Annotated in this window: 24 protein-coding genes; 5 read left to right on the top strand and 19 right to left on the bottom strand. The window is 70.7% G+C overall.

The features are described 5' to 3' along the window. Positions 1 to 7: 7 nt before the first annotated feature. The 7 genes from FVE25_RS43415 to argC form a co-directional block, all read right to left on the bottom strand. The gene (locus FVE25_RS43415) at positions 8 to 1,207 is read right to left on the bottom strand and encodes an argininosuccinate synthase (protein WP_157253348.1); all 1,200 of its coding nucleotides are present in this window, start codon (positions 1,205 to 1,207) and stop codon (positions 8 to 10) included. A 58-nt stretch (positions 1,208 to 1,265) separates the two neighbouring features. Then, positions 1,266 to 1,772 (bottom strand): arginine repressor, encoded by a 507-nt coding sequence (locus FVE25_RS43410; RefSeq protein WP_157253347.1) that lies wholly within the window; start codon positions 1,770 to 1,772, stop codon positions 1,266 to 1,268. A 1-nt stretch (position 1,773) separates the two neighbouring features. After that, the gene (gene argF / locus FVE25_RS43405; RefSeq protein ID WP_157253346.1) at positions 1,774 to 2,691 is read right to left on the bottom strand and encodes an ornithine carbamoyltransferase; all 918 of its coding nucleotides are present in this window, start codon (positions 2,689 to 2,691) and stop codon (positions 1,774 to 1,776) included. After that, positions 2,688 to 3,854, bottom strand: a complete 1,167-nt coding sequence (locus FVE25_RS43400) for an acetylornithine transaminase (RefSeq protein ID WP_157253345.1) — start codon at positions 3,852 to 3,854, stop codon at positions 2,688 to 2,690. The genes argF and FVE25_RS43400 overlap by 4 nt, the downstream gene beginning before the upstream one ends. After that, on the bottom strand, positions 3,854 to 4,726 hold the full coding sequence (gene argB, locus FVE25_RS43395; protein ID WP_157253344.1) for an acetylglutamate kinase: 873 nt from the start codon (positions 4,724 to 4,726) through the stop codon (positions 3,854 to 3,856). The genes FVE25_RS43400 and argB overlap by 1 nt, the downstream gene beginning before the upstream one ends. After that, positions 4,723 to 5,874, bottom strand: coding sequence for a bifunctional glutamate N-acetyltransferase/amino-acid acetyltransferase ArgJ (gene argJ, locus FVE25_RS43390; protein ID WP_157253343.1), 1,152 nt, complete (start codon positions 5,872 to 5,874; stop codon positions 4,723 to 4,725). Before argJ ends, argB begins: the two co-directional genes overlap by 4 nt. A gap of 76 nt (positions 5,875 to 5,950) precedes the next feature. Next, positions 5,951 to 6,988: an N-acetyl-gamma-glutamyl-phosphate reductase gene (argC, locus tag FVE25_RS43385; protein WP_246268371.1), complete on the bottom strand. Its 1,038-nt coding sequence runs from the start codon at positions 6,986 to 6,988 to the stop codon at positions 5,951 to 5,953. Positions 6,989 to 7,203: 215 nt separating this feature from the next. Here argC and FVE25_RS43380 point away from each other — a divergent pair, with 215 nt between their 5' ends. Beyond that, entirely contained in the window at positions 7,204 to 8,865 is a 1,662-nt protein-coding gene (locus tag FVE25_RS43380; RefSeq protein ID WP_157253341.1) for a class I adenylate-forming enzyme family protein, read from the top strand. Here the strand turns inward: FVE25_RS43380 and FVE25_RS43375 are convergent. After that, positions 8,862 to 9,959 carry a hypothetical protein gene (locus tag FVE25_RS43375; protein WP_157253340.1) on the bottom strand — a complete coding sequence of 366 codons (1,098 nt, stop codon included), beginning with the start codon at positions 9,957 to 9,959 and terminating at the stop codon, positions 8,862 to 8,864. The genes FVE25_RS43380 and FVE25_RS43375 overlap by 4 nt on opposite strands. A gap of 153 nt (positions 9,960 to 10,112) precedes the next feature. Here FVE25_RS43375 and FVE25_RS43370 point away from each other — a divergent pair, with 153 nt between their 5' ends. After that, positions 10,113 to 10,517 carry a hypothetical protein gene (locus FVE25_RS43370; protein WP_157253339.1) on the top strand — a complete coding sequence of 135 codons (405 nt, stop codon included), beginning with the start codon at positions 10,113 to 10,115 and terminating at the stop codon, positions 10,515 to 10,517. A gap of 18 nt (positions 10,518 to 10,535) precedes the next feature. Further along, a complete protein-coding gene (locus FVE25_RS43365; RefSeq protein ID WP_157253338.1) occupies positions 10,536 to 10,889 on the top strand; it encodes a nuclear transport factor 2 family protein in 354 nt (117 codons plus the stop codon). A gap of 48 nt (positions 10,890 to 10,937) precedes the next feature. Here the strand turns inward: FVE25_RS43365 and FVE25_RS43360 are convergent, their stop codons facing one another. Continuing rightward, positions 10,938 to 11,486: a YciI family protein gene (locus FVE25_RS43360; protein ID WP_157253337.1), complete on the bottom strand. Its 549-nt coding sequence runs from the start codon at positions 11,484 to 11,486 to the stop codon at positions 10,938 to 10,940. A 69-nt stretch (positions 11,487 to 11,555) separates the two neighbouring features. Between FVE25_RS43360 and FVE25_RS43355 the strand changes: the two genes are divergently transcribed. Further along, positions 11,556 to 12,842: an MFS transporter gene (locus FVE25_RS43355; protein ID WP_246268361.1), complete on the top strand. Its 1,287-nt coding sequence runs from the start codon at positions 11,556 to 11,558 to the stop codon at positions 12,840 to 12,842. Here FVE25_RS43355 and FVE25_RS43350 read toward each other — a convergent pair. Beyond that, positions 12,839 to 13,066, bottom strand: a complete 228-nt coding sequence (locus FVE25_RS43350; protein WP_157253336.1) for a hypothetical protein — start codon at positions 13,064 to 13,066, stop codon at positions 12,839 to 12,841. The genes FVE25_RS43355 and FVE25_RS43350 overlap by 4 nt on opposite strands. A 55-nt stretch (positions 13,067 to 13,121) precedes the next feature. Here FVE25_RS43350 and FVE25_RS43345 point away from each other — a divergent pair, with 55 nt between their 5' ends. After that, positions 13,122 to 13,733: a Uma2 family endonuclease gene (locus FVE25_RS43345; protein WP_343046182.1), complete on the top strand. Its 612-nt coding sequence runs from the start codon at positions 13,122 to 13,124 to the stop codon at positions 13,731 to 13,733. 35 nt (positions 13,734 to 13,768) lie between these two features. Here the strand turns inward: FVE25_RS43345 and FVE25_RS43340 are convergent, their stop codons facing one another. The 9 genes from FVE25_RS43340 to mltG all read right to left on the bottom strand — a co-directional run bounded on the left by FVE25_RS43340 (position 13,769) and on the right by mltG (position 23,202). Continuing rightward, on the bottom strand, positions 13,769 to 16,318 hold the full coding sequence (locus tag FVE25_RS43340) for a phenylalanine--tRNA ligase subunit beta (protein ID WP_157253335.1): 2,550 nt from the start codon (positions 16,316 to 16,318) through the stop codon (positions 13,769 to 13,771). Then, entirely contained in the window at positions 16,318 to 17,358 is a 1,041-nt protein-coding gene (gene pheS, locus FVE25_RS43335; RefSeq protein ID WP_246268369.1) for a phenylalanine--tRNA ligase subunit alpha, read from the bottom strand. Before pheS ends, FVE25_RS43340 begins: the two co-directional genes overlap by 1 nt. Positions 17,359 to 17,481: 123 nt before the next feature. Further along, complete coding sequence (locus FVE25_RS43330) at positions 17,482 to 18,564, bottom strand: sensor histidine kinase (protein ID WP_157253333.1); 1,083 nt, start codon at positions 18,562 to 18,564, stop codon at positions 17,482 to 17,484. 49 nt (positions 18,565 to 18,613) lie between these two features. Further along, complete coding sequence (locus FVE25_RS43325) at positions 18,614 to 19,408, bottom strand: TrmH family RNA methyltransferase (protein ID WP_157253332.1); 795 nt, start codon at positions 19,406 to 19,408, stop codon at positions 18,614 to 18,616. A gap of 108 nt (positions 19,409 to 19,516) precedes the next feature. Next, positions 19,517 to 19,900 carry a 50S ribosomal protein L20 gene (gene rplT / locus FVE25_RS43320; protein ID WP_157253331.1) on the bottom strand — a complete coding sequence of 128 codons (384 nt, stop codon included), beginning with the start codon at positions 19,898 to 19,900 and terminating at the stop codon, positions 19,517 to 19,519. Between the two features lie 24 nt (positions 19,901 to 19,924). Then, complete coding sequence (rpmI, locus tag FVE25_RS43315; protein ID WP_157253330.1) at positions 19,925 to 20,119, bottom strand: 50S ribosomal protein L35; 195 nt, start codon at positions 20,117 to 20,119, stop codon at positions 19,925 to 19,927. Positions 20,120 to 20,243: 124 nt separating this feature from the next. After that, complete coding sequence (infC, locus tag FVE25_RS43310) at positions 20,244 to 20,831, bottom strand: translation initiation factor IF-3 (RefSeq protein ID WP_281367969.1); 588 nt, start codon at positions 20,829 to 20,831, stop codon at positions 20,244 to 20,246. A 319-nt stretch (positions 20,832 to 21,150) separates the two neighbouring features. Beyond that, the gene (locus FVE25_RS43305) at positions 21,151 to 22,005 is read right to left on the bottom strand and encodes a shikimate dehydrogenase (protein WP_157253329.1); all 855 of its coding nucleotides are present in this window, start codon (positions 22,003 to 22,005) and stop codon (positions 21,151 to 21,153) included. A gap of 42 nt (positions 22,006 to 22,047) precedes the next feature. Further along, a complete protein-coding gene (gene mltG, locus FVE25_RS43300) occupies positions 22,048 to 23,202 on the bottom strand; it encodes an endolytic transglycosylase MltG (RefSeq protein WP_157253328.1) in 1,155 nt (384 codons plus the stop codon). Positions 23,203 to 23,207: the final 5 nt, after the last annotated feature.

Below are 23,207 nucleotides of genomic sequence, written 5' to 3'. Positions count from 1 at the left end.
GTGCACCTCAGGTGTGCTTGGCGTCCCGAGCGGCCGCGATCTTCGCCGGAAGCGAGAACAGCTGCACGAACCCCTTGGCCAGCGACTGGTCGAACGTGTCACCGGTGTCGTAGGTGGCCAGCGAGAAGTCGTACAGCGACTCCTCGGAACGCCGGCCGGTGACCACGGCCCTGCCGGCGTGCAACGTCATCCGGATGTCGCCGCTGACGTACTTCTGGGCGTCGCCGATCAGCGCGTCGAGCGCGTCCTTGAGCGGCGAGAACCAGAGCCCGTCGTAGACCAGCTCGCTCCACCGCTGGTCCACCCCGCGCTTGAAGCGCGCCAGGTCCCGCTCGACGGTGACGTTCTCCAGCTCCATGTGCGCGGCGATGAGCGCGACGGCCCCCGGCGCCTCGTACACCTCGCGCGACTTGATGCCGACCAGCCGGTCCTCGACCATGTCGATGCGGCCCACGCCCTGCGCTCCTGCGCGCGCGTTCATCTCGGCGATGATCTGGTACGGCGTCAGCGCCCGCCCGTCCAGCTTGACCGGCACGCCGCCCGCGAAGGTGATGACCACCTCGTCGGCCGCGCGCGGCTGGGCCGGGTCGGCGGTGTAGGAGTAGACCTCTTCGGTGGGACCGTTCCAGATGTCCTCCAGGAAGCCGGTCTCGACGGCGCGGCCCCACAGGTTCTGGTCGATGGAGAACGGGTTCTTCTTGGTGGTCTCGATCGGCAGGTTCTTCGCCTCGGCGTAGTCGATGGCCTTGTCGCGGGTCCAGGCGAAGTCCCTGGCGGGCGCGACGACCTTGAGGTCGGGGGCCAGCGCGGCCAGCCCGGCCTCGAAGCGGACCTGGTCGTTGCCCTTGCCGGTGCAGCCGTGGGAGACGACGGTCCCGTTGACCTGCTTCGCCGTACTGACCAGGTGCTTGACGATGAGCGGCCGCGACAGCGAGGAGACCAGCGGGTAGCGGTCCATGTAGAGCGCGTTGGCGCGCAGCGCGGGGACGCAGAAGTCGGCGGCGAACTCCTCCTTGGCGTCCACGACGACGGACTCGACGGCGCCGCACTCGATCGCGCGCTTCTGGATGGTGTCCATGTCCTCGCCGCCCTGGCCGAGGTCGACCGCGACGGCGATCACCTCGGCGTTCATCTTCTCGGCGAGGTACGGGATGGCGACGGAGGTGTCGAGGCCCCCGGAGTAGGCGAGGACGACTCTCTCGGTCATGGGTGACTCCAAAGATCGGAAAACTGAGGTGGTACGGCGCAGCCCGCGGGTGAGCGGGCTAGCTTCGTCGGTCGGCCACCTTCAGCAGTGCCCCGGCCACGCCGGCGCCGCCCTGCGGGTCGCGGGAGATGACGAGGACGGTGTCGTCGCCGGCCACGCAGCCGAGGATCGACTCCCAGTCGGCGTGGTCGATGGCCGAGGCGAGGAACTGCGCCGCGCCCGGCGGGGTCTTCACGATGACCAGGTTGGCGCTGGCCTCGGCCGAGACGAGCAGTTCCTCGGCGATGCGGTGCAGACGGGCCGCCGGGGTCTCGCCGGTGCCGAGGCGGGCCAGCGGGATGCGCCCGCCGCCCTCGCCTGGCAGCGCGTACACCAGCGAGCCGTCCTCGGCACGCAGCTTGAGCGCGCCGAGTTCGTCGAGGTCCCGGGAGAGCGTGGCCTGGGTGACCTCGACGCCGCTTTCCGCCAGCAGCTTGGCCAGCTCCGGCTGGGAGCGCACGGCCTGCCGCTGGAGCAGCTCGGTGATCTTCGCCTGGCGCGCGGCCTTGGTCATCGGAATGGTCATGTCAGGTGTTCACCAACCAGTGGAGCAGAGCCTTCTGGGCGTGCAGCCGGTTCTCCGCCTGGTCCCAGACGGCGCTCTGCGGTCCGTCGAGCACCTCGGCGGTGATCTCGTACTCACGATAAGCGGGCAAACAGTGCAGAATGACCGCGTCGTCGGCCGCGTTCGCGACGAGCTCGGCGTTGACCTGGTAGGGCAGGAGGGCGGCGACCCGCTCGTCCTTGCCGTCCTGGCCCATGGAGACCCAGGTGTCGGTGGCGACCACGTGCGCGCCCTTCGCGGCCGCGTCCGGATCGCTCAGCGACACCACCGAGCCGCCGGTCGTGGCGGCGATCGCCGCCGCGCGGTCCAGAATGACCGCGTCGGGCTGGAATCCGGCCGGGGCGCCGATCCGCACGTGCATCCCGGCGGTCGCGCCGCCCAGCAGGTAGGAGTGGGCCATGTTGTTGGCGCCGTCGCCCAGGTAGGTGAGCGTCAGGCCCTTCAGCGCCCCGAAACGCTCCTGGACGGTCTGCAGGTCGGCGAGGATCTGGCACGGGTGGAACGCGTCGGTCAGCGCGTTGACGACCGGCACCGCGGTGCCCTCGGCCATGGCCTCGATGCGTTCCTGCCCGGCGGTGCGCCAGACGATGGCGGCGCACTGGCGCTCCAGGACCCGGGCGGTGTCCTCGATGAGCTCGCCGCGGCCCATCTGGGAACTGCCGCCGTCGATGACCAGCGGCAGGCCGCCGAGTTCGCCGATGCCGACGGCGAAGGAGATCCGGGTCCGGGTGGAGGGCTTGTCGAAGAGCACCGCGACGGTCTTCGGCCCCTCGAAGGGGCGGTAGCCGAAGCGGTCCTTCTTCATGGCCGCGGCCAGCTCCAGCACCTCAGCCTGCTCCGCGGGCGACAAATCATCATCTCTCAGGAAATGTCGCGTCATTTCGCGGCCTTCGTGAGGATGTCGGGGAATGCCGCTACGAAGGTCTGGACCTCGTCGTCGGTGACGACCAGCGGGGGCGCCAGCCGTACCGCGTCCGGCTGCAGGGCGTTGACCAGGAAGCCCGCCTCGGCGGCGGCCTGCTGCACGGCGGCGGAGGCGTCTGCCGCCAGGACGGCGGCCAGCCACAGGCCGCGCCCGCGCACCCCCTTCAGCAGCGGGTGCTCGATCGCCTCGAGCCCGGTGCGGAGCTGGACGGCGACCTTCTGCACGTGCTCGAGGTCCACGTTGTCCAGCACGGCCAGGGCGGCCGCGCAGGAGACCGGGTTGCCGCCGAAGGTCGAGCCGTGGTCGCCCTTGGCGAACAGGCGCCCGGCGTCGCCGAAGCCGATGCAGGCGCCGATGGGCAGGCCGCCGCCCAGGCCCTTGGCCAGCGTGAGGATGTCGGGCACGACGCCGTCGGCCTGGTGGGCGAACCAGTGGCCGGTGCGGCCGATCGCCGACTGGATCTCGTCGGCGACCATGAGGGCACCGGTGGAGTCGCAGATCTCGCGCACGGCCGCGAAGTAGCCGTCCGGGGGCGGCACGACGCCGGCCTCGCCCTGGGTGGGCTCCAGGAAGACCGCGCTGCACTCGCCGGTGACCGCCTCGCGCAACGCCTCGGCGTCGCCGTACGGGACGAACTTGACCTTGACGGGGAACGGGCCGAACTGTTCGCGGATGGCCGGTTTGCCGGTCAGGGACAGGGCGCCGATGGTACGGCCGTGGAAGCCGTTCTCGGCGGCGACGAAGTAGTTGCGGCCTTCCTGCCTGCCGTATTTCACGGCGAGCTTGTAGGCGGCCTCGTTGGCCTCGGCGCCGGAGTTGGCGAGGAAGATCTTGGCGGGTTCCTTGAGCAGGGCGAGGAGCTTCTCCGCGAGCAGCACCTCGGGCTCGTGCAGGAACAGGTTGGAGGTGTGGGCGATGGTGGCGACCTGCCGGGAGACCGCCTCGACCAGCGCCGGGTGGGCGTGGCCGAGGGAGCTGACCGCGATGCCGCCGATGAAGTCGAGGTACTCCTTGCCGTCGACGTCCCACACCTTGGTGCCCGCGCCGCGGGCCAGGGCGACGGGGGGCACGCCATAGTTCGGCATGAACGACTTTTCGAACCTCTCGAAAAGCGACATCAGGGCATCACCATCGTTCCGATTCCTTCGTCGGTGAAGATCTCGAGCAGCAGGGAGTGGGGGACGCGGCCGTCGAGGACGTGGGCGTGGGTCACGCCGCCCTGGACGGCGCTCAGGCAGGCCCCCATCTTGGGCACCATGCCGCTGGACAGGGTGGGCATCAGGGCTTCGAGCTCGGCGGCCTTGAGCTTGTCGATGACCTCGGTGGACTCGGGCCAGTTGGCGTACAGTCCTTCGACGTCGGTCAGGACGATGAGCTTCTCCGCCTTCAGGGCCACCGCCAGCGCGGCGGCGGCGGTGTCGGCGTTGACGTTGAAGATCTCGCCGTCCGTGCCGCGGGCGACGCTGGAGACGACCGGGATGCGGCCGTCCGCCAGGAGCGCGTTGAGGGCGCCGGGGTCGACGTGGACGATGTCGCCGACCTGGCCGATGTCCACCTTCACGCCGTCGACCACGGCGTGCGCGCGCTCGGCGGTGAACAGGTTGGCGTCCTCGCCGGACATGCCGACCGCGAGCGGGCCGTGCCGGTTGACCAGGCCGACGATCTCGCGGTTGACCTGGCCGACCAGGACCATCCTGACGACGTCCATGGCCTCGGGCGAGGTGACGCGGAGCCCGGCGGTGAAAACCGACTCGATGCCGTGCAGGTCCAGCGCCTTGCTGATCTGCGGGCCGCCGCCGTGCACGACGACGGGCTTGAGCCCGGCATAACGCAGGAAGACGACGTCCTCCGCGAATCCCGCTTTGAGTGACTCTTCGGTCATGGCGTTGCCACCGTACTTGATGACGACCGTGGCGCCCTGGAAGCGGGCCAGCCACGGCAGCGCCTCGATCAGCGCCGCCGCCTTGGTGTGCGCGTTGTCCGCCCTCATGAGGAATAGGCCGAGTTCTCGTGCACGTAGTCGGCGGTCAGGTCGGTGGTGTGGATCGTGGCCGATTGGCTGCCGGCCGACAGGTCGACGGTGATGGTGACGTCGCGCGGACGCATGTCCACCTTGGCGCGATCGTCGCCGACGGAGCCGCCCCGGCAGATCCACACGCCGTTGATGGCGACGTTGAGGCGCTCGGGCTCGAAGACGGCGTCGGTGGTGCCGACCGCGGCCAGCACCCGGCCCCAGTTGGGGTCCTCTCCGTGGATGGCGCACTTGAGCAGGTTCGAGCGCGACACCGCCCGGCCGACGGTCACCGCGTCCCGCTCGGAGGCGGCGCCGACGACTTCGATGGCGATGGCCTTCGAGGCGCCCTCGGCGTCCACGAGAAGCTGCCGGGCCAGGTCCGCGCAGACCTCGGTGACCTTCGCCGCGAACTCCGCCAGATCCGGCTTCACCCCGGTGGCGCCCGAGGCCAGCAGCAGCACGGTGTCGTTGGTGGACATGCAGCCGTCGCCGTCCAGGCGGTCGAACGTCTTGGCCGTGGCCCGCCGCAGCACGGCGTCGAGGTCCTCGCTGGAGACGTCGGCGTCCGTGGTCAGCACGACCAGCATCGTGGCCAGGGCCGGGGCGAGCATGCCCGCGCCCTTGGCCATGCCGCCGACCATGTAGCCCTCGCCTCGCTTGAAGGAGATCTTGGAGACCGTGTCGGTGGTCCTGATCGCGTCGGCCGCGGCCAGGCCGCCGTCGCGGGAGAGCTGCTCGGCGGCCGTCTCGACCCCGCCGAGCAGCGCTTCCATGGGCAGCCGCTCGCCGATCAGGCCGGTCGAGCAGACCGCGATCTCCCCCGCGGAGTCCTGGAGCGCCTCGGCCGTCTTCTCGGCGGTGGCGTGGGTGTCCTGGAAGCCCTCGGGCCCGGTGCAGGCGTTGGCGCCGCCGGAGTTCAGCACGACCGCGCGCACCCGGCCGCCACGCAGGACCTGCTGCGACCAGAGCACGGGGGCGGCCTTCACGCGGTTGGCGGTGAAGACGCCCGCGGCGGCGCGCGAGGGTCCCTCGTTGACGACCAGCGCAAGGTCGCGGTGGCCGCTGGCCTTGATGCCCGCGGCAACACCGGCAGCCTTGAAGCCCAATGGGGCGGTGACGCTCATGCATCCTCCTTCGCCGGACGCATGAGCGTCACAAAAGTACTGTGTTCATTGGTGCCTTCGCTGCGCTCAGTCACGGTCATGGAGCAACTCCTGTCAGGGGAAGGCCGAGCTCTTCCGGCAGGCCGAGGGCGAGGTTCACGCTCTGGATCGCGCCCCCGGCGGTGCCCTTGGTGAGGTTGTCGATGGCGATGACGGCGATCACGCGCCCGGCGCGCTCGTCGAGCGTCACCTGCAGGGCGGCGGTGTTGGCGCCGTAGGTCATCGCGGTGGAAGGCCAGACGCCCTCCGGCAGCAGGGTGAGGAACGGCTCGGTGGCCACCGCCTCGTGGTAGGCCGCGCGCAGCGCCTGCCCGGTCAGTCCGGGTACGGCGGGAGCCGTACAGGTGGCCAGGATGCCGCGGCTCATCGGGGCCAGTGTCGGGGTGAAGGAGACCCGGACCGGCGTGCCCGCCACGGCGGCCAGGCTCTGCTCCATCTCGGGCGTGTGCCGGTGCACCCCGCCCACCCCGTAGGCGCTGACCGCGCCCATGACCTCGCTGCCCAGCAGGTTCGGCTTGAGCGACTTGCCGGCGCCGCTGGTGCCGGAGGCGGCGACGACGACCACCTCGGGCTCGGCCAGCCCGGCGGCGAAGGCGGGGAAGAGGGCCAGGGCGACGGCGGTGGGGTAGCAGCCGGGGACGGCGATGCGCGTGGCGTCCTTGAGCAGCTCGCGCTGGCCGGGAAGTTCCGGCAGGCCGTACGGCCAGCTTCCGGCGTGGGCGCCGCCGTAGAACTCCTGCCAGGCGGCGGGGTCGGTCAGGCGGTGGTCGGCGCCGCAGTCGACGACGATGGTGCCGGGGCCGAGCCCGGCGGCGACGGCGGCCGAATGGCCATGCGGCAGGGCCAGGAAGACGACGTCGTGCCCGGCGAGGGTCGCGGCGCTGGTCTCCTCGATGACCCGGCCGGCGAGCTGGGGCAGGTGCGGCTGGTGGGCGCCGAGCGCGGTGCCCGCGCTGGCCGCCGCGGTGAGTGCGCCGATCTGCAGCTTCGGGTGGCCGAGCAGGAGGCGGAGCAGCTCTCCCCCGGCGTAGCCGCTGGCTCCGGCGATCGCCGCCTTCATCCCAACCTCCTGCATGTTCATGCATTCAAGCTCATGTTCTTGCTGAGAAAGATGATGCACTCCGGAGGATGAATATGCAAGCCAGGACACCCTTTCCGTCCACATGATGAGATCGGACAAATCGCCCATCGACTGTATAACCACTCACAGAACAAGGCTCTGGCGTCATCTACGTACCGGTCGGTACTGTGACTTATCCGGATCGCCAAACTTCTGCGGGAGTTCTGCGCATGACCATCACTCACGCCCAGGTCCAAGCCCAGCTCACCGGCCCCGGTCAGCTTTTCGAGACCGAGGAGATCGGGGACACGGGGATCCGCACGTGGAAGCACGCGCCCGGGCACTTCCGGGCGTTGCTGGAGATGAGCCGCTTCCACGGCGACAAGGAGTTCCTCGTCTACGACGACGAGCACATCACCTACGAGGAGCACTTCCGGCGGGCGGCCACCCTGGCCAACCGGCTCGTCGAGGAGTACGGCGTGGCCAAGGGCGACCGGGTGGCCATCGCCATGCGCAACTACCCCGAATGGGTGATCTCGTTCTCCGCCGCGCTGGCCGCGGGGGCGATAGCCGTACCCCTCAACGCGTGGTGGACGCAGCAGGAACTCGCCTACGGCGTCAGCGACTCCGGCGCCAAGGTCCTCATCGCCGACGGCGAGCGCGCGCCCAGCCTGACGGCGGCCGGCGTCCCGCTCATCGTCACCCGGGGCGAGGTTCCCGAGGGGGCCAGGGCCTTCGCCGAGGTCATGGGCGAGGTCCGCGCGGACGTCACGCTCCCGGCCGTCGAGCTCGCCCCCGAGGACCCGGCCACGATCTTCTACACCTCCGGCACCACCGGCCACCCCAAGGGCGCGCTCGGCAGCCACCGCAACCTCGGCCAGTCCCCCATGACCGTCGCCTACGGCCTGCTGCGCGCGCTCGCCATCGCCGGCAAGGACATCGGCGCCGCCGCCGGCGTGCGCCGCGTGACGCTGCTGACCGTCCCCCTCTTCCACGTCACCGGCTGCTTCTCCGCGCTGACCACCACCATGTTCACCGGTGGCGGCCTGGTGCTCATGTACAAGTGGGACCCCGGCCGGGCGATGGAGCTCATCGAGCGCGAGAAGGTCACCACGCTGATCGGCGTGCCCACCAACGCCTGGCAGCTGATGTCCCATCCCGACTTCGCCAAGCGCGACCTGTCCTCGCTCACCACCCTCGGGTACGGCGGCGCCCCCGCACCGCCCAAGCTGCTGGAGCGCATCAACCGGAACATGCCCGAGCGCGCCGCCTCCAACGGCTACGGCATGACCGAGACCACCGCCCTGGCCATCGGCAACGGCGGCCCCGACTACCAGGCCAGGCCCGACAGCATCGGGCTGCCCTCAGCCGTCGTGGACGTCAAGGTCGTCGACCCGCTCGGCGAGGAGGTGCCCGCCGGCGAGGTGGGCGAGCTGTGCGTGCGCGGCCCCAACGTCATCCTGGGCTACTGGAACCAGCCGCAGGCCACCGCCGAGACCTTCGTGAACGGCTGGCTGCACACCGGCGACCTGGCCAGAGTCGACGACGAGGGCTTCGTCTACATCGTCGACCGGGCCAAGGACATGGTCATCCGGGGCGGCGAGAACGTCTACTGCGCCGAGGTGGAGTCGGCGCTGTTCGAGCACCCGGCCGTGGACGACGCCGCGGTGATCGGGGTACCGCACGACGAACTGGGCGAGGAGGTCGGCGCCGTGCTGCGCCTCAAGCCGGGCACGGCCCCCGCTCCGGAGGAGATCCGGGCGTTCCTGGCCGAGCGCATCGCCAAGTTCAAGATTCCGGACCACTACTGGTTCCGCGAGGACGAGCTGCCCCGCAACCCCGGCGGCAAGATCCTCAAGACCCACCTGCGCCGCGAGGTGCTGGGCGCCTAACCGCCGAGGTGCGCGGCGACCGCACGGGTCCGCGGCACGACCGTGGGCAGGCGCGGGCCCGCGAAATGGCCCGGCTTGTGGGTGCGCAGCAGCGCCTGGCCGCTGCGCTCCCACCGAAAGCCCGAGCGGCCCAGCAGCCTGGCGAACACCGCGCTCGCCTTGGCGTGGTCACGCTCGGCCAGGCGGACGAGCGGCACCGGTGAGACCGCCTCGCCCTTCAGGTAGGCCGTCACCAGGTCCCGGCCCTCACGCCGGATCACCAGATCGGGCCGCTCGAAGATCTCCGCCAGCCGCCCGAAGCCGGCGTAGTAGCCCAGGCCCTCGGCCTCGTCGAAGATCAGTGCGACCGTCTCCGCCGCGCTCACGTGCGCCGGGATCTCGGGCTCCACCGGGTCGCCCCCGAGGTGTTCCGCCTGGTAGGCGAGGTAGGCGCCGAGCTCGTCGGCCACCTCGTCGCCCTGCAGCACCACCAGGTCGGCGCCGAAGTAGGCGATGAAACACCGCCGCTGCTCGGCCTGCGCGTGCCGGGCGGCGGCCAGCAGGCCGGGATTGCGGAACGCGGCGGCCGGATTCTCCAGCGCCACGTGCGCGGCCGTGGCGATCAGCGTCTCCCGGACCTCGGCCGGGTGGACCGCCGGAGTCGCGCTGATCAGCCAGTCGTGCCCCAGCGGGATCAGCCTGCCGACCACGAACATGCCCGGCTCCAGCGGCGCGAACGCCTCCTCGCCCAGGTTCGACAGCGTGCGATAGGCCAGCTCGTCCACGTGGTTGAACAGCCGCACCGCGGGCCCGTCGAAGCCGGTCACCTCGAAGACGCCCTCGACGACCTCCCGCCAGCTCAACAGCAGCGCCCGATCGGTCTCGTCCAGGCCGGGCCGCTCCTGCAGGAACCGCTCCACGACCGTCTCGCCGCCGCTCAGCCGGTGCTGGTGGACGAAGTAGTCGACCGGCAGGAACGCGTTCGCCTCGTCCTGCGGCTGCCCGCCGGCGTAGAAGCGGTCGAGCACGGCGCTCAGTTCCCGGCGGAACCCGCCGGACGTCGCATAGTGCACGAGTTCCGGCTTGAGCTCCCGGGCACGGGCCAGCAAGTCCATCACTCACTCCTCGTGGTCGCCTGAATGCAAACAGACAGTAACGAGGGTCGCGCCGCGCCCGAGGCGCTTTCCCCTTACCTGTCACGTAATCGCGCACCCTATGCCGGGGATGACACGGTTCTCGTGTCAGGACAACCCGTAAGGAGCTGCGAGATGACCACCATTCCCGTCACCGCCGGCCGGGCCAGGTTCCTGCGCACCGTGCTCGCCGCGGACGCCCTCGTCACCGGCGCCAACGGCCTGGCCTACCTGGCCGCCGCGCCCCTGATCGGCGAGCTCCTGGGCCCCGACGCGGGCCTGCTGCGCGGCCTCGGGGCCTTCTTGCTCGTGTACGGCGCGGCCGTCGCGTTGCTGGCGGCCCGGCGCGAGGTCAGCCCGGCCGGCACCCGGATCGTCATCGCGCTCAACGTCGCCTGGACGCTGGGCAGCATCGCCGCCGTCGTGCTCGGACTGCTGGAGTTCACCACGATCGGCGCCGTCTGGGCCATCGCGCAGGCGCTGGCCGTCGGGGTGTTCGCCGAACTGCAGATCGTGGGCCTGCGCAAGGCCCGTCACTGAATGCCGAGGAGAGTCATCATGGAAAACCTGGTCGAGCGTTACCTGGCCGCCTGGAACGAGACCGACGCCGCGGCCCGCGCCAAGGCCGTCGCCGAGGTGTTCACCGAGGACGCCACCTACACCGACCCGCTGGCCGCCGTCGCCGGGCACGAGGGCCTGAGCGCGGTGATCGCCGGAGCGCAGGAGATGTTCCCCGGCCTGGTGTTCACGCCGGGCGAGGTGTTCGACGCCCACCACAACCTCGCCCGCTTCACCTGGCACCTCGGGCCCGCCGGAGGCGAGGCGATCGCGGTCGGGTTCGACGTGGCGGAACTGGCCGAGGACGGCCGGATCCAGCGGGTCCTGGGCTTCCTGGACAAGGTGCCCGGCTGACCTGCTCGCGTGGGGCGGCCTCCGGTCATCGCCGGAGGCCGCCCCCTTTCATCGCCTGCCGCCGAACTCCCAGTCGTGGACCTCGATGGAGGCGTACCGCTCCCGGGTCAGGACCGCTTGGGCCGCCTCCGGGTCCGGGGCCCTGATGAGCACCGCCGTACCCAGCCAGGTCCCGCCGTCGTCGGACAGCAGCGGCCCATAGGCGATCAGCTCCTCCCGGCCGGGCGCGGGGACGAGGTCGGCCGCCTCCCCCTCGCCCAGGCCCAGGACCAGGTACCGGTTGCCGCCCTCCCTGCCGCCGGGGAAGTCCCACATGGTCCGGCCCAGGACGTTGCGCCATCGCCGTACCAGCACGTCCCGGTAGACACCGGCCTGGTAGTTGGGCTCGTCGAAGGCGAACGCCCGGGCGGCGGCCGCGTCGGGCAGGTCGGCGATGTGCACGCTGCCGGAGGCCGTCTCGGTGCCGCGCTCGAACGTCGGGCCGCGGGCGATCAGCTCCTTGGCGAACCCGTCCATGTACGACCAGTGCGCCTCCAGCAGCTCGTCGCGCAGCGCCGCGGAGGACGGGCGGTCACGGTGATAGCAGAAGAACTCCATGGAGGAGTTCGTACCATGCCCGGAAAATGGTTTGAGCTCCCCTCCGGATAGCCCGGACAATGGGCACTCGTGTTGTCCGTCATCAAACGCATCGCCCCGGATCTCGGCCCGTTGCGCGACTCCCGCGACTACCGGCTGCTCATGGCCTCCGGTGTGATCACCATGTTCGGCACGTTCATCACCATGGTGGCGCTGCCGTACCAGATGATGGAACTGACCGGCAGCTACCTCGCCGTCGGTTTGATGAGCCTGGCCGAGTTCGTGCCCATGGTCGTGTGCGGGCTCTGGGGTGGTGCCATCGCCGACGCGCTCGACCGGCGCAAGATCGTGCTCTACAGCGAGATCGGCCTGCTGGTCACCTCCGGCCTGCTGACCGTCAACGCGCTGCTGCCCGAGCCCCAGGTGTGGGTCCTGTACGTGGTCGGCGCCCTGGCCATGGGCCTCACCTGCCTGCAGCGGCCCAGCCTGGAGGCGCTGATCCCGCAGGTCGTCCGGCACGACCAGCTCCCCGCCGCCGCGGTGCTGACCAGCCTGCGCTGGAACCTCGGCGCCATCGTCGCGCCCGCCCTCGGCGGCTGGCTGGTCGCCGCCCACGGCACCGGCTGGGCCTACGGGCTCGACACGGCCTCCTTCGCGCTGTCGCTGGTGATGTTGTGGCGCATCCGCGCCATCCCGCCGCACGAGGAGGCCCAGCCGGCCTCGCTGCGTTCCCTGCTCGAAGGCGTGCGCTACGCCTGGAGCCGCAAGGACCTCGTGGGCACGTACCTGGTCGACATCGCCGCCATGCTCTTCGCCATGTCCACGGCGCTCTACCCGTTCCTGGCCAAGCAGCTGGGCGCGCCGGAGGCCGTGGGCATGCTGTACTCCGCCAGCGCCGTCGGCGCCCTGATCGCCTCGCTCACCGGCCGCTGGACCAACCGGGTGCACCGCCACGGCATGGGTGTCATCGTCGCCGCCCTCCTGTGGGGCGCCGCCATGGCCCTGGCCGCGCTGATCCCCAACATGTACGCCCTGTTCTTCTTCCTGGCGCTGGCCGGGGCGGCCGACATGATCAGCGGCATCTTCCGGCTCACGATGTGGAACCAGACCATCCCCAACGAACTACGCGGCCGCCTGGCCGGCATCGAACTGCTGTCCTACGCCAGCGGCCCGATGCTGGGCAACGCCCGGGCCGGCGCGATGGGCGCACTGGGCGGCGCCCGCTTCGCCCTGGGCGCCGGCGGCCTGCTGTGCGTGGGCGCGGTGGCCGCCCTGGCCGCGGCCCTGCCCACCTTCCGCCGCTACGACGCCAGAACCAGCCCAGAGGCGCTGGCCGAGAAGGAACGCCGCGAACAGGCCGCCGAAGCCACGGCCTAGTGGCTCTCGCGCCACCCGTCGTACTCCTCGACCAGCGCTTCCACCTTGCCGGCCAGCGCGTCCGGCGACTCCTCCACCACGACCACCCACTGCGCGTCCTCGGCGTCGTCCTCACCGGCCAGTGTCTCCCGCACCACCCTCGGCACCTCCCCCAGCCACTCCCCGAGCGTCTCGGCCACCTCCTCAGCCGCCTCACGCTCGGCGAACACCAGCAGCTGTCGCACCGGTTCCCTCCTGAAATTCCCGGGAAGAACGTCATAGGTTAGCTACCGTAGGACCATGACAGCCGAAGCGGTGAGCACGGACATGCCTGAAAAGCCACCATTGCTTCCCGACTGGGTCTTCCCGCCTCCAGGGGGCTTCGTCGCGGAGGATCTCGATCGCATTCCGGATTTGCCTGCGCACACTGAGTTGCTTGATGGAAGCTTGGTATTCGTGAGTCCTCAGGCTTCCTTTCACATGCGGGCAATCTCTCTGATCGAGGAGAACCTCCGTCGACAGGCTCCGAAGGACGTCCGCGTGCGTCGCGAAATGAGCGTCGTCCTTGGCTCCAGCCAGCGCCCGGAGCCCGACCTCTGCGTCATCAACACCGAAGCCGACCAGGATGATCAGCAGACGTTCTTCTGGGCGCGCGATGTCCATCTGATCATCGAGGTGGTCTCTCCGGAGTCCGAGGTCCGCGACCGGCGACGCAAGCCGCAGCTCTATGCCGAGGCCGGTATCACACACTTCTGGCTCGTGGAGCGTGCGAACAAGCGGCCAGCCGTGCACGTGTACGAACTCGACGAAGCGACCGGCGCCTATGCCGTCACCGGCATCCACCACGACCGGCTCAAGCTGAGCGTCCCCTTCGCCATCGACATCGACCTCACCGAGATCGACCGGCTCTGAAGGGACGGGCGCGACACCCGCCCCTTCGACAGCGATCAGGCGCCGCGCAACTGCGCCCCCACCCGCTCGGCGGCCAGTGCCACCGCCGCGTCACGGGCGGCCGTCGTCTCCTCCACCGTCAGCGTCCGCTCCGGTGCCCGGAAGCGCAGCGCGTAGGCCAGCGACTTGTTCCCCTCGCCCACCTGCGCCCCCGTGTACACGTCGAACAGCCGGATCGACTCCAGCAGCTCCCCCGCCCCATCGCGCAACGCGGCGGCCACCGACGCCTCGGGGGTGCCGGCGGTGACGATCAGCGCCACGTCCTGGGTGGCGACCGGGTAGGCGGAGACCGGCGGCGCCTCCACCGGGCCCTGCGGCTCCAGGCGGGTCAGCTCGAGTTCCATCGCGCTGGTGCGCGGCGGCAGGCCGTACGCCTCTATGACGCGCGGGTGCAGCTCACCGGCGTGGCCGACGAGCGTGTCACCGGCGTACAGGGCGGCGCAGCGGCCGGGGTGCCACGGCTCGTGCCGGTCGGCGCGGGCCGTCAGCTCCACCCCGGCCTCGGCGGCGGCCAGGCGGGCGGCCTGGATCGCGTCGGCCCAGGTGGCCTGGCGCCCCTTGCCCCACCATCCGGAGCGGTCGAACTCACCGGCCAGCACGACGGCCAGCCGTTCCGGCTGCGCGGGGAGCGCGTCCTCCAGCGTGGCGAGCTCGTCGGCCGTGGGCGCGCGCTCGACGCCGAACACGGGCGCGACGGCCGCGGCGCCGGGCTTCGGGCGGAAGACCAGGCCGGACTCGAACAACGCCACATCCGGGAAGCCCCGGCCCACGTTGCGGACCAGCGTCTTCAGCAGGCCGGGCAGCAGCGTGGTGCGCATGTACGGCTCGTCGTCGGAGATCGGGTTGGTCAGCCGGATGGTCACGCGCCGGGCGTCGTCCGCGGGCAGCTGCAGGTTGTCCAGGTCGCTCGCGCCGAGGAACGGGTAGCTGAGGACCTCGGCGTACCCCTCGGCGGCGAGCCTGCGGCCGACGCGCCTGCGCAGCCGCTGGCGCTCGGTCAGACCGGCGCCCGCCGGAGCCTTGGGCAGCACCGACGGCAGGTTCGCATACCCCTCCAGCCGGATGACCTCCTCGGCCAGGTCGGCCGGGTCGGTCAGGTCGGTGCGCCACGACGGCGGCGTCACGGTGATCATGTCGGCGCCGGTGACCGCCAGCTTGGCCGCGATCTCGCCGCCGGTCACCACCGCCGTGGGCGCGACGCCGCCCCGGCGGATCGCCGGGTCGTCGCCGTCGGCGACCACGCAGCCGATCTGCTCCAGGCGCCGGACCACGGTCTCCTTCGGGTACGGCACGCCGGCCACCCGACCGGGGTAGGCGGCCGGGATCGCGATGCGGGCCGGGTCCACCTCGACCTCGGCGTGGGTCAGGCCCGGCTGGATGCTCGCCCCGCCCAGCTCGGCCAGCATCGTCACCGCCCGCCAGGAGGCGACCAGGGGCAGCTCGCGGTCGACGCCGCGCTCGAAGCGCTTGGACGACTCCGACACCAGGTTGTGGGCCCGGCTCTCGCGCGAGATGCCGGGCGCGGAGAAGTGCGCGGCCTCGATGACGATGTCGGTGCTCGTCCCGGAGATCTCGGTGGCCAGGCCGCCCATGGTGCCGGCCATGGAGATCGGGCCGGACTGGTCGGTGATGAGGATGTCCTCGGGGTGCAGCTCGCGCACCACGTGGTCGAGGGTCTCCAGGCGCTCGCCCGGCTCGGCGCGGCGCACGACGATCTCGCCGGTCAGCTTGGCCCGGTCGAAGGCGTGCAGCGGCTGGCCCATCTCCAGCATCACGTAGTTGGTGATGTCGACGGCCAGCGACACCGGCCGCATGCCGGCCCGCGTCAGCCGTACCCGCATCCAGAGGGGACTCTGGGCGGCCGGGTCGAAGTCGCGCACCTCGCGCAGCACGAAGCGGTCGCAGGCGGTGGCGTCGGCGATCCACGCCGGCCACGCCTCCTCGGTGGCGGCGGGCGGCTGCAGGCCGGCGGGGTCGCGGAAGGGCACGTCGAAGGCGATGGCCGCCTCGCGGGCGATGCCGCGCATGGACAGCGCGTAGCTGACGTCGGGGTCGATCTCCAGCTCGATCACGTCGTCGCGCAGCCCGAGCAGCTCGACCACGTCGGTGCCGATCGGGGTCTGCGGCGGCAGCACCATGATGCCGTCGTGGTCGTCGCCCAGGCCGAGCTCGCGCTCGGAGCAGATCATGCCCTCGGACAGGCGGCCGTAGGTCTTGCGGGCGCCGACCTCGAACCCGCCGGGCAGCACGCCGCCCGGGAGCACGACCGGGACGCGGTCGCCGGCGACGAAGTTGACGGCGCCGCAGACGATCTCGCGCGGCGTCGCCTCGCCGACCTCGACCTTGCAGTGGCGGATCGGCTTCTTGAAGCCGGTGAGCTCCTCGATCTCCAGGACCTCGCCGACGACGACGTTCTTGACGTCGTGGCCGTGGGAGACGATCCGCTCGAGCTTGAGCCCGGCGGCCGTCAGCCGCTCGGCGACCTCGTGGGCGGTGACCGGCGGCAGATCGACGTACTCCCGCAGCCAGGAAAGCGGGGCCTTCATCAGATCTCCATTCCGAACGGGAGCGTGAAACGGACGTCACCCTCGACCATGTCGCGCATGTCCTCGACGTTGTGGCGGAACATCAGCGTGCGCTCGATGCCCATGCCGAACGCGAAGCCGCTGTAGCGGGCCGGGTCGACGCCGCCGGCCACCAGCACGCGCGGGTTGACCATGCCGCAGCCGCCCCACTCGATCCAGCCTTCGCTCTTGCACGTGCGGCAGGGCGGATTGCCGGGCAGCGCGCTGGTGCCGCGGCAGACGAAGCACTTGAGGTCCATCTCCGCCGACGGCTCGGTGAAGGGGAAGTAGTGCGGCCGGAAGCGCGTGGAGATGCCCTCGCCGAACATGACCTCGGCGAAGCGGTCCAGCGTGCCCTTCAGGTGCGCCATCGTCAGCCCTTCGTCCACCGCCAGGCCCTCCACCTGGTGGAAGACGGGCGTGTGGGTGGCGTCGAGCTCGTCGGTGCGGAACGTCTTGCCCGGCGAGACGACGTAACACGGCACGCCGCGCTGCAGCAGCGCGCGGATCTGCACCGGCGAGGTCTGCGTGCGCAGCACCATGCCCGACTCGGCCGACTCCACGAAGAAGGTGTCGTGGTCGGAGCGGGCCGGGTGGTCCTTGGAGATGTTGAGCGCGTCGAAGTTGAACCACTCGCCTTCGAGCTCGGGCCCCTCGGCGACCTCGTAGCCCATGGCGACGAAGGTGTCGGCGATGCGCTCCTGCATCAGCGTCAGCGGGTGGCGGCCGCCCTGCGGGCGGCGCTCCCACGGGAGGGTGACGTCGACGGTCTCCTCGACGAGGACGCGGGCGTCGCGCTCGGCCTCCAGCTCGGCCTGGCGTACGGCCAGCGCCTCGTTGACCGCCTTGCGGACGGCGCCGATGCGCTTGCCGGCCTCGGCGCGGGCGGCCGGGGGCAGGGCGCCGATCTCGCGGTTGGCCAGCGCGATGGGCGAACGGTCGCCGGCGTGGGCCAGGCGGACCTGCTTGAGTGCGTCGAGACTGTCAGCCGCCTTGATCGCCGCTACGGCGTCGGCCTCCATGCGCGACAGCTCATCGGCATGCAGGGGCGTGACCTCGACGGGGTCGTAGTCAGACAAGAGAGAGCTCCGTATCCAGGGCTTGAGCGTCACTGAGTCTAGTGCTGGCCCACCGGAGCCGATGACCTACGCGAAGTCAGGCGTGCCGGTGGGCAACATAAATCGAAACTCCGCTCCGCCTTCGGGAGCACGCTGCACGGCGATCGTCCCGCCGTGTGCCTCGACCAGACCCTTGACGATGAACAGGCCCAGCCCGGTGCCGCCGCGCCGGCGGCTGTTGCCGCGCCAGAACTGCCGGAAGACGCGCGGAGCCAGCTCGGGCTCGATGCCCTCACCCTGGTCGCGCACAGACACGGCTACTCCATAGTCGACAGCCTGGACGTCAATGCTCACGGTTCCGCGCCCGTGCCGCAAAGCGTTTTCCACCAGGTTACCGAGAATCTGGTCGATCTTGTCCTGGTCCAGCCACATCTCGGGCAGCCGGCCGGAGACGGTGAGCCGGAAGCGGTCCTCGGGCTCCCCCGCGGCGACGCGCCCGGCGATGATCCGGCGGGCCCGCGCGGGCAGGTCCACGACCTGCCGGTGGACCTCCATGCGCCCCGACTCGATGCGGGAGACGTCGAGCAGCTCGGTGATGAGCCGGGTGACCCGGTCGGCGTCGGTGTTGATGGTGTCGAGCATGACGCGCTTCTGCTCGTCGGTGAAGCGCGTCCACTTGGCCAGCAGCGTCGCGGTGAACCCCTTGACGCTGGTCAGCGGCGAGCGCAGCTCGTGGGCGACGGTCGAGACCAGGTCGGCGCGGCTGCGCTCCAGCCGGGCGCGGGCGCCGCCGTCGCGCAGCACGATCGTGACCCGCTCGACGTCGCCGCAGCGCTCGGGCTCGCGCACCAGCCGGGCGGTGACGTAGAGCTCCTGGCCGCCGGGCAGGTGCAGGGGACGCTCCGGGACGCGCGTGCGGGTGCGCAGCCCGCCCTCCGGGTCGAGCGCCTTCCACCACTCGCGGCCGTCGTGGTCGCGGAAGGGGAAGACGTCGTTCATGTCCCGCCCGACCGCGCGCTCCACCGGCACCCCGGTCAGCCGGGCGGCGGCGCTGTTGAGCGCGAGCACGCGGCCGAAACGGTCGGTCACGATGAGCCCGTCAGGAAGATCGTCGATGGCGATCGTGCACACGGAGGCCACCACCCGACCTTCGCTGTCTTCGCCGTGCACGACCCCGCCTCCTCGACTACAAGGCCGACAATAGCGGGTTTCCGCGCCCCTAGGGCACCCGCTGAGCGCGTGCGGACGCGTAGAGACACACTGCTGCCGCGGTGGCCAGGTTCAGGCTCTCCGCCTGCCCGTAAATGGGCACCCGGACGACCTCGTCGGCCAGCGCCCGCACCTCTTCCGGCAATCCCCACGCCTCGTTGCCGAAGATCCACGCGGTCGGCCCGGACAGGTCCACGTCGTCCAGCGTGCGCTCCCCGGCCCCGTCGGCCGCCAGCACCCGCAGCCCCCGCCCCTTCAGCTCGCGTACGGCTGCCGCCACCGGGCTGCCGATCACCACCGGCAGGTGGAACAGGCTGCCCGCGCTGGCCCGCACGCACTTGCCGTTGTAGGGGTCCACCGAAGCGTCGGTGAACACCACGGAACCGGCCCCCGCGGCGTCGGCCGCCCGCATCACGGTCCCGGCGTTGCCCGGATCGCGCACGTGCGCCAGCACCGCCACCAGGCGCGCGTCCCCCTCCAGCGCCTCCTCCAGCGGGACGTGCACGAACCGGCAGACGGCCAGCAGGCCCTGCGGGGTGACCGTCTGCGACAGCTCGGCCATCACCTCGCCGCTGGCCCGGTGCACCGGCAGGCCCCGCTCGAGCGCCTCGGCGACGAGCTCGGGGTGGCGTTGCCCGGCCTCGGCGGTGGCGAACAGCTCCAGCGCCACGCCGTCGAGCCTGAGCGCCTCGCGCACCGCCTGCGGGCCCTCCGCCAGGAACTTGCGGTCCTGCTCACGGAAGGAGCGCTTGGCCAGCCGCCTGGCCGCCTTGACCCGTGGCGACTTGACGTTGGTCAGCTCCATGCCGGTCCCCCTGTGCTCTGCCGTACCCATGCAAAAAGCCCGCGCGAAAGGCGCGCGAAAGGCCATGCAAAAAGGGCCCACCTGAGGTGGGCCCCTTCAATCGAGACCTCAGCCCGCGGCCGGGGCGTTCACGTTCGCCGGCAGCGCCTTCTTGGCGGCCTCGACGAGCGTGGCGAAGGTCTGGCTGTCGTTCACCGCGAGGTCGGCGAGGATCTTGCGGTCGACCTCGATGCTGGCCAGCCGCAGCCCCTGGATCAGGCGGTTGTAGGTGATGCCGTTCTGACGGGCGGCGGCGTTGATCCGCTGGATCCACAGACGGCGGAACGCACCCTTACGGTCCTTGCGGTCCCGGTAGGCGTACGTCATCGAGTGGAGCATCTGCTCCTTGGCCTTGCGGTAGAGCCGCGACCGCTGACCACGGTAGCCGGCAGCCCGCTCGAGGACGACCTTGCGCTTCTTCTTGGCGTTGAGCGCCCGCTTCACGCGTGCCATGTTGTATCTCCCCGGGGGTTTGCGCTACTTAGCGAGCAGCTTCTTGATCTTCTTCACGTCGTTGTCGGAGACGACGACCTCGTTCTTGAGACGGCGCGTCAGCGTGGACGACTTCCACTCGTTGTAGTGCGCGCGGGCAGCACGACGGCGCTTGACCTTGCCGGTGCCGGTGAGCCGGAACCGCTTCTTCGCACCGCTGTGCGTCTTCATCTTCGGCATCTCGCCGTCTCTCCCTCAATTCGTCCGTGCCGGTAGCCGGGTCGGTGCGGACCGACCCGGTCGCGGCGTCTTCGTCTGGCGGTGGCTGTTCGGGGTGTCGAGTAAGGCTAACCCGAACCGCGGGTCACGCTTCCTGTGCGGAAGGCTCCTCCTGCTCGGAAGGCTCCTCGCTGCCACGCTGTGCCTTGGCCGCCGCCTTCTCGGCCTTGGCCTCGGCCTTCTTCTTGTGCGGACCGATCACCATGATCATGTTTCGGCCGTCCTGCTTGGGCTGGGACTCGACGAAGCCGAGCTCCGTCACGTCCTCGGCCAGCTTCTGCAGGAGCCGGAAGCCCAGCTCGGGCCGCGACTGCTCGCGTCCGCGGAACATGATCGTGACTTTGACCTTGTCTCCCGCCTTGAGGAACCGCACCACGTGACCCTTCTTGGTCTCGTAGTCGTGCGGGTCGATCTTCGGCCGGAGCTTGATCTCCTTGATGATCGTGTGCGCCTGATTCTTGCGCGCCTCGCGCGCCTTCATCGCGGACTCGTACTTGAATTTGCCGTAGTCCATGAGCTTGCACACGGGCGGTCGAGCCGTGGCCGCGACCTCGACGAGGTCGAGGTCGGCCTCCTGGGCGAGCTTCAGGGCGTCGTGGATGGAGACGATGCCTACCTGCTCGCCGTTCGGGCCCACGAGGCGAACCTCGGGAACTCGGATACGCTCGTTGATGCGGGGCTCAGTGCTGATGGGGCCTCCTAGGTTCGCGATCCCTACGTGCTCGTCGTGCCGGGGAGCTCCGCATGGCTGACATGCGAAAAGCCCCGCACGTCGCGCATGCGGGGCCACTGAGCTCGTCGGCTTCGTGGCCGTAAGCTCCCCGGAGTAGTCCGGCGTGATCCTGGACCCGGCCGCCTCTCGGCAACTCGGGTGGGAGGGAGACCTCCGCTTGCGCGTCCAGCAAGGCATGCCGGACCGATCAGGGAGTTACGTTACCACAACACTGCGGGTTCCTCGAATCATCCCGGGCCGATCCGTGATGCGCGTGTCGCTATCGGTGACCGATCCGCCGCAGGATCTCCACCTCGCCGGCGGCGCGCATGGCCTCCACGGGGACGTCCGCGTGGCCGGTCATCAGCTCCACCTGGCGCACCGCCTGATGCAGCAACATCGCGAACCCGCCCACCACGCGCCCGCCCGCCGCCCGCACGCTCCGGGCCGCCGCCGTGGGCCACGGCGCGTAGACCACGTCGAACAGCGCCGGAACCCCGGCCAGCGTCGCGGCATGGACGTCGGCGGCCGACCCGGGCAGGGTCGAGACCACCAGGTCCACCCCGAGCAGCGGCTCCAGCTTGTCCAGCGTCTCCACCCGCAGCCCCACCCCGAGGCGTCCGGCCACCGCGGCCGTCTCCGCCGCCCGGCCCGGCTCGCGTACGGCCAGCGTCACGTGGTCCAGGCCCAGGTTCCGCAGCGCCGCCAGGGCCGAGGCCGCCGTCGCGCCGCCGCCCAGCACCAGGGCCGAGCCCGGCGTGGGGACGCCCGCCTCGGCCAGGGCCCGCTCGATGCCGTGGACGTCGGTGTTCTCCCCGTGCGCGGCGCCGTCGCGGAAGACGACCGTGTTGGCCCCGCCCACCTCGACCGCCAGGTCGGAGACGCTGTCCAGCAAGGGCAGGACGGCCCGCTTGAGCGGCATCGTCAGCGACAGGCCGGCCCACGCCCGGTCGCCGGCGCCGTCCGGCCCGCGCACCGGGCGGATCGTCCCCTCCAGCAGCCCGGGCAGCGCGGCCTCGTCGCACTCGAACGCCTCGTACGTCCATCCGGTCAGGCCCATCGCCTGGTAGGCCGCCCTGTGCAGGTACGGCGAGAGCGAATGGGCGATCGGCGACCCGAGAACCGCGGCACGCATGAAACCCTCCTTGTCCGCCACAGGACCCTACCGCCGCCCGGGTCAGCCGCCGTTGGCCTTGTACTCCTGAAGGAGCTTCTGGCGTTCGGCCTCCGTGGTGGCGAACTTGGTGACCCGGCTGTTGTTCGGGTCGGTGGCGACGAAGAACAGCCACGTGCCCTCGGTCGGGTTGAGCGCCGCCTCGATCGCGTGGTCGCCCGGGCTGGAGATGGCGCCGGGCGGCAGGCCGAGGTGCTTGTAGGTGTTGTACGGCGACGGCGTCTTCGCCTCCTCGAAGGTGGCGGCGGTGCCGTACTTGCCCAGCGCGTACATGACCGTGCTGTCCATCTGCAGCTTCATCTCCGGATTGCGGTTCAGGCGGTTGTAGATGACACGGGAGATCTTGCCCATGTCCTCCTGGCGTCCGGCCTCGGCCTGGATGATGCTGGCGATGATCACGATCTCGCCCGGGGTACGGCCGAGCGCCTTGGCTCCCGATTCCAGGCCGGTGCGGTCGGCGGTCTCCTTGAAGCGGTCGACCATCTTGGTGAAGACGTCACCGGCCGTCGCCTTGGGCGGGAACTGGTACGTCGCCGGGAAGGCGTAGCCCTCGAGGTTGCCCTTGGCGTAGGCGGGCAGGCCGAGGTCCTTGGTCTTCTTGGCCGCGGCGGTCAGGTCCTTGACCGGGATCTTGGTCTCCTTGGCCAGCGTCGCGATCGTGTCGGACAGGCGCAGGCCCTCCTTCAGCGTCACCTGGTTGAACTGCCGGTTGCCCGAGTCGAGTTCGGTGACGGCGTCGGCGGCGCGCATCTGCTTGCGCAGCGTGTAGTGGCCGGGGACCAGCGAGGCGCTCTTGCCGGAGTTGGTGATGGCGTTGACGAAGGCGCGCGAGTCCTTGATGATGCCCAGGCGCACCAGCTCCTCGGCGACGTCCGTGGCAGTCTGCCCGGATTTGATCTCCAGGGCGACTTCGCCGCTGCCGGGGCCCGGGAAGTCCTCGGGCACGAGGCGGTCACTGAGCCAGAGATAGCCGTAGTAGCCACCACCGCCCACGATGCCGAGCAGGACGATGATCGCGAGCAGCGGCGCCAGGAATCCGCCGCGGTTACGGCGGCGGCGACGGCGGCGACCGCGACGGCCGTTGCCCCTCTGGCGGCGCGAACGGCCGTTGTCGTCGTCCGAGCCGAGAAGGAAGTCCATGTCGTCGAGTTCGTTCATAGCTG

Origin of the sequence: Nonomuraea typhae (assembly GCF_009760925.1) — a bacterium.
GTDB classification, from domain to species: domain Bacteria; phylum Actinomycetota; class Actinomycetes; order Streptosporangiales; family Streptosporangiaceae; genus Nonomuraea; species Nonomuraea typhae.
The sequence above is the reverse complement of the archived record's forward strand: the minus strand, read 5'-3'. Positions and strand labels throughout refer to the sequence as shown.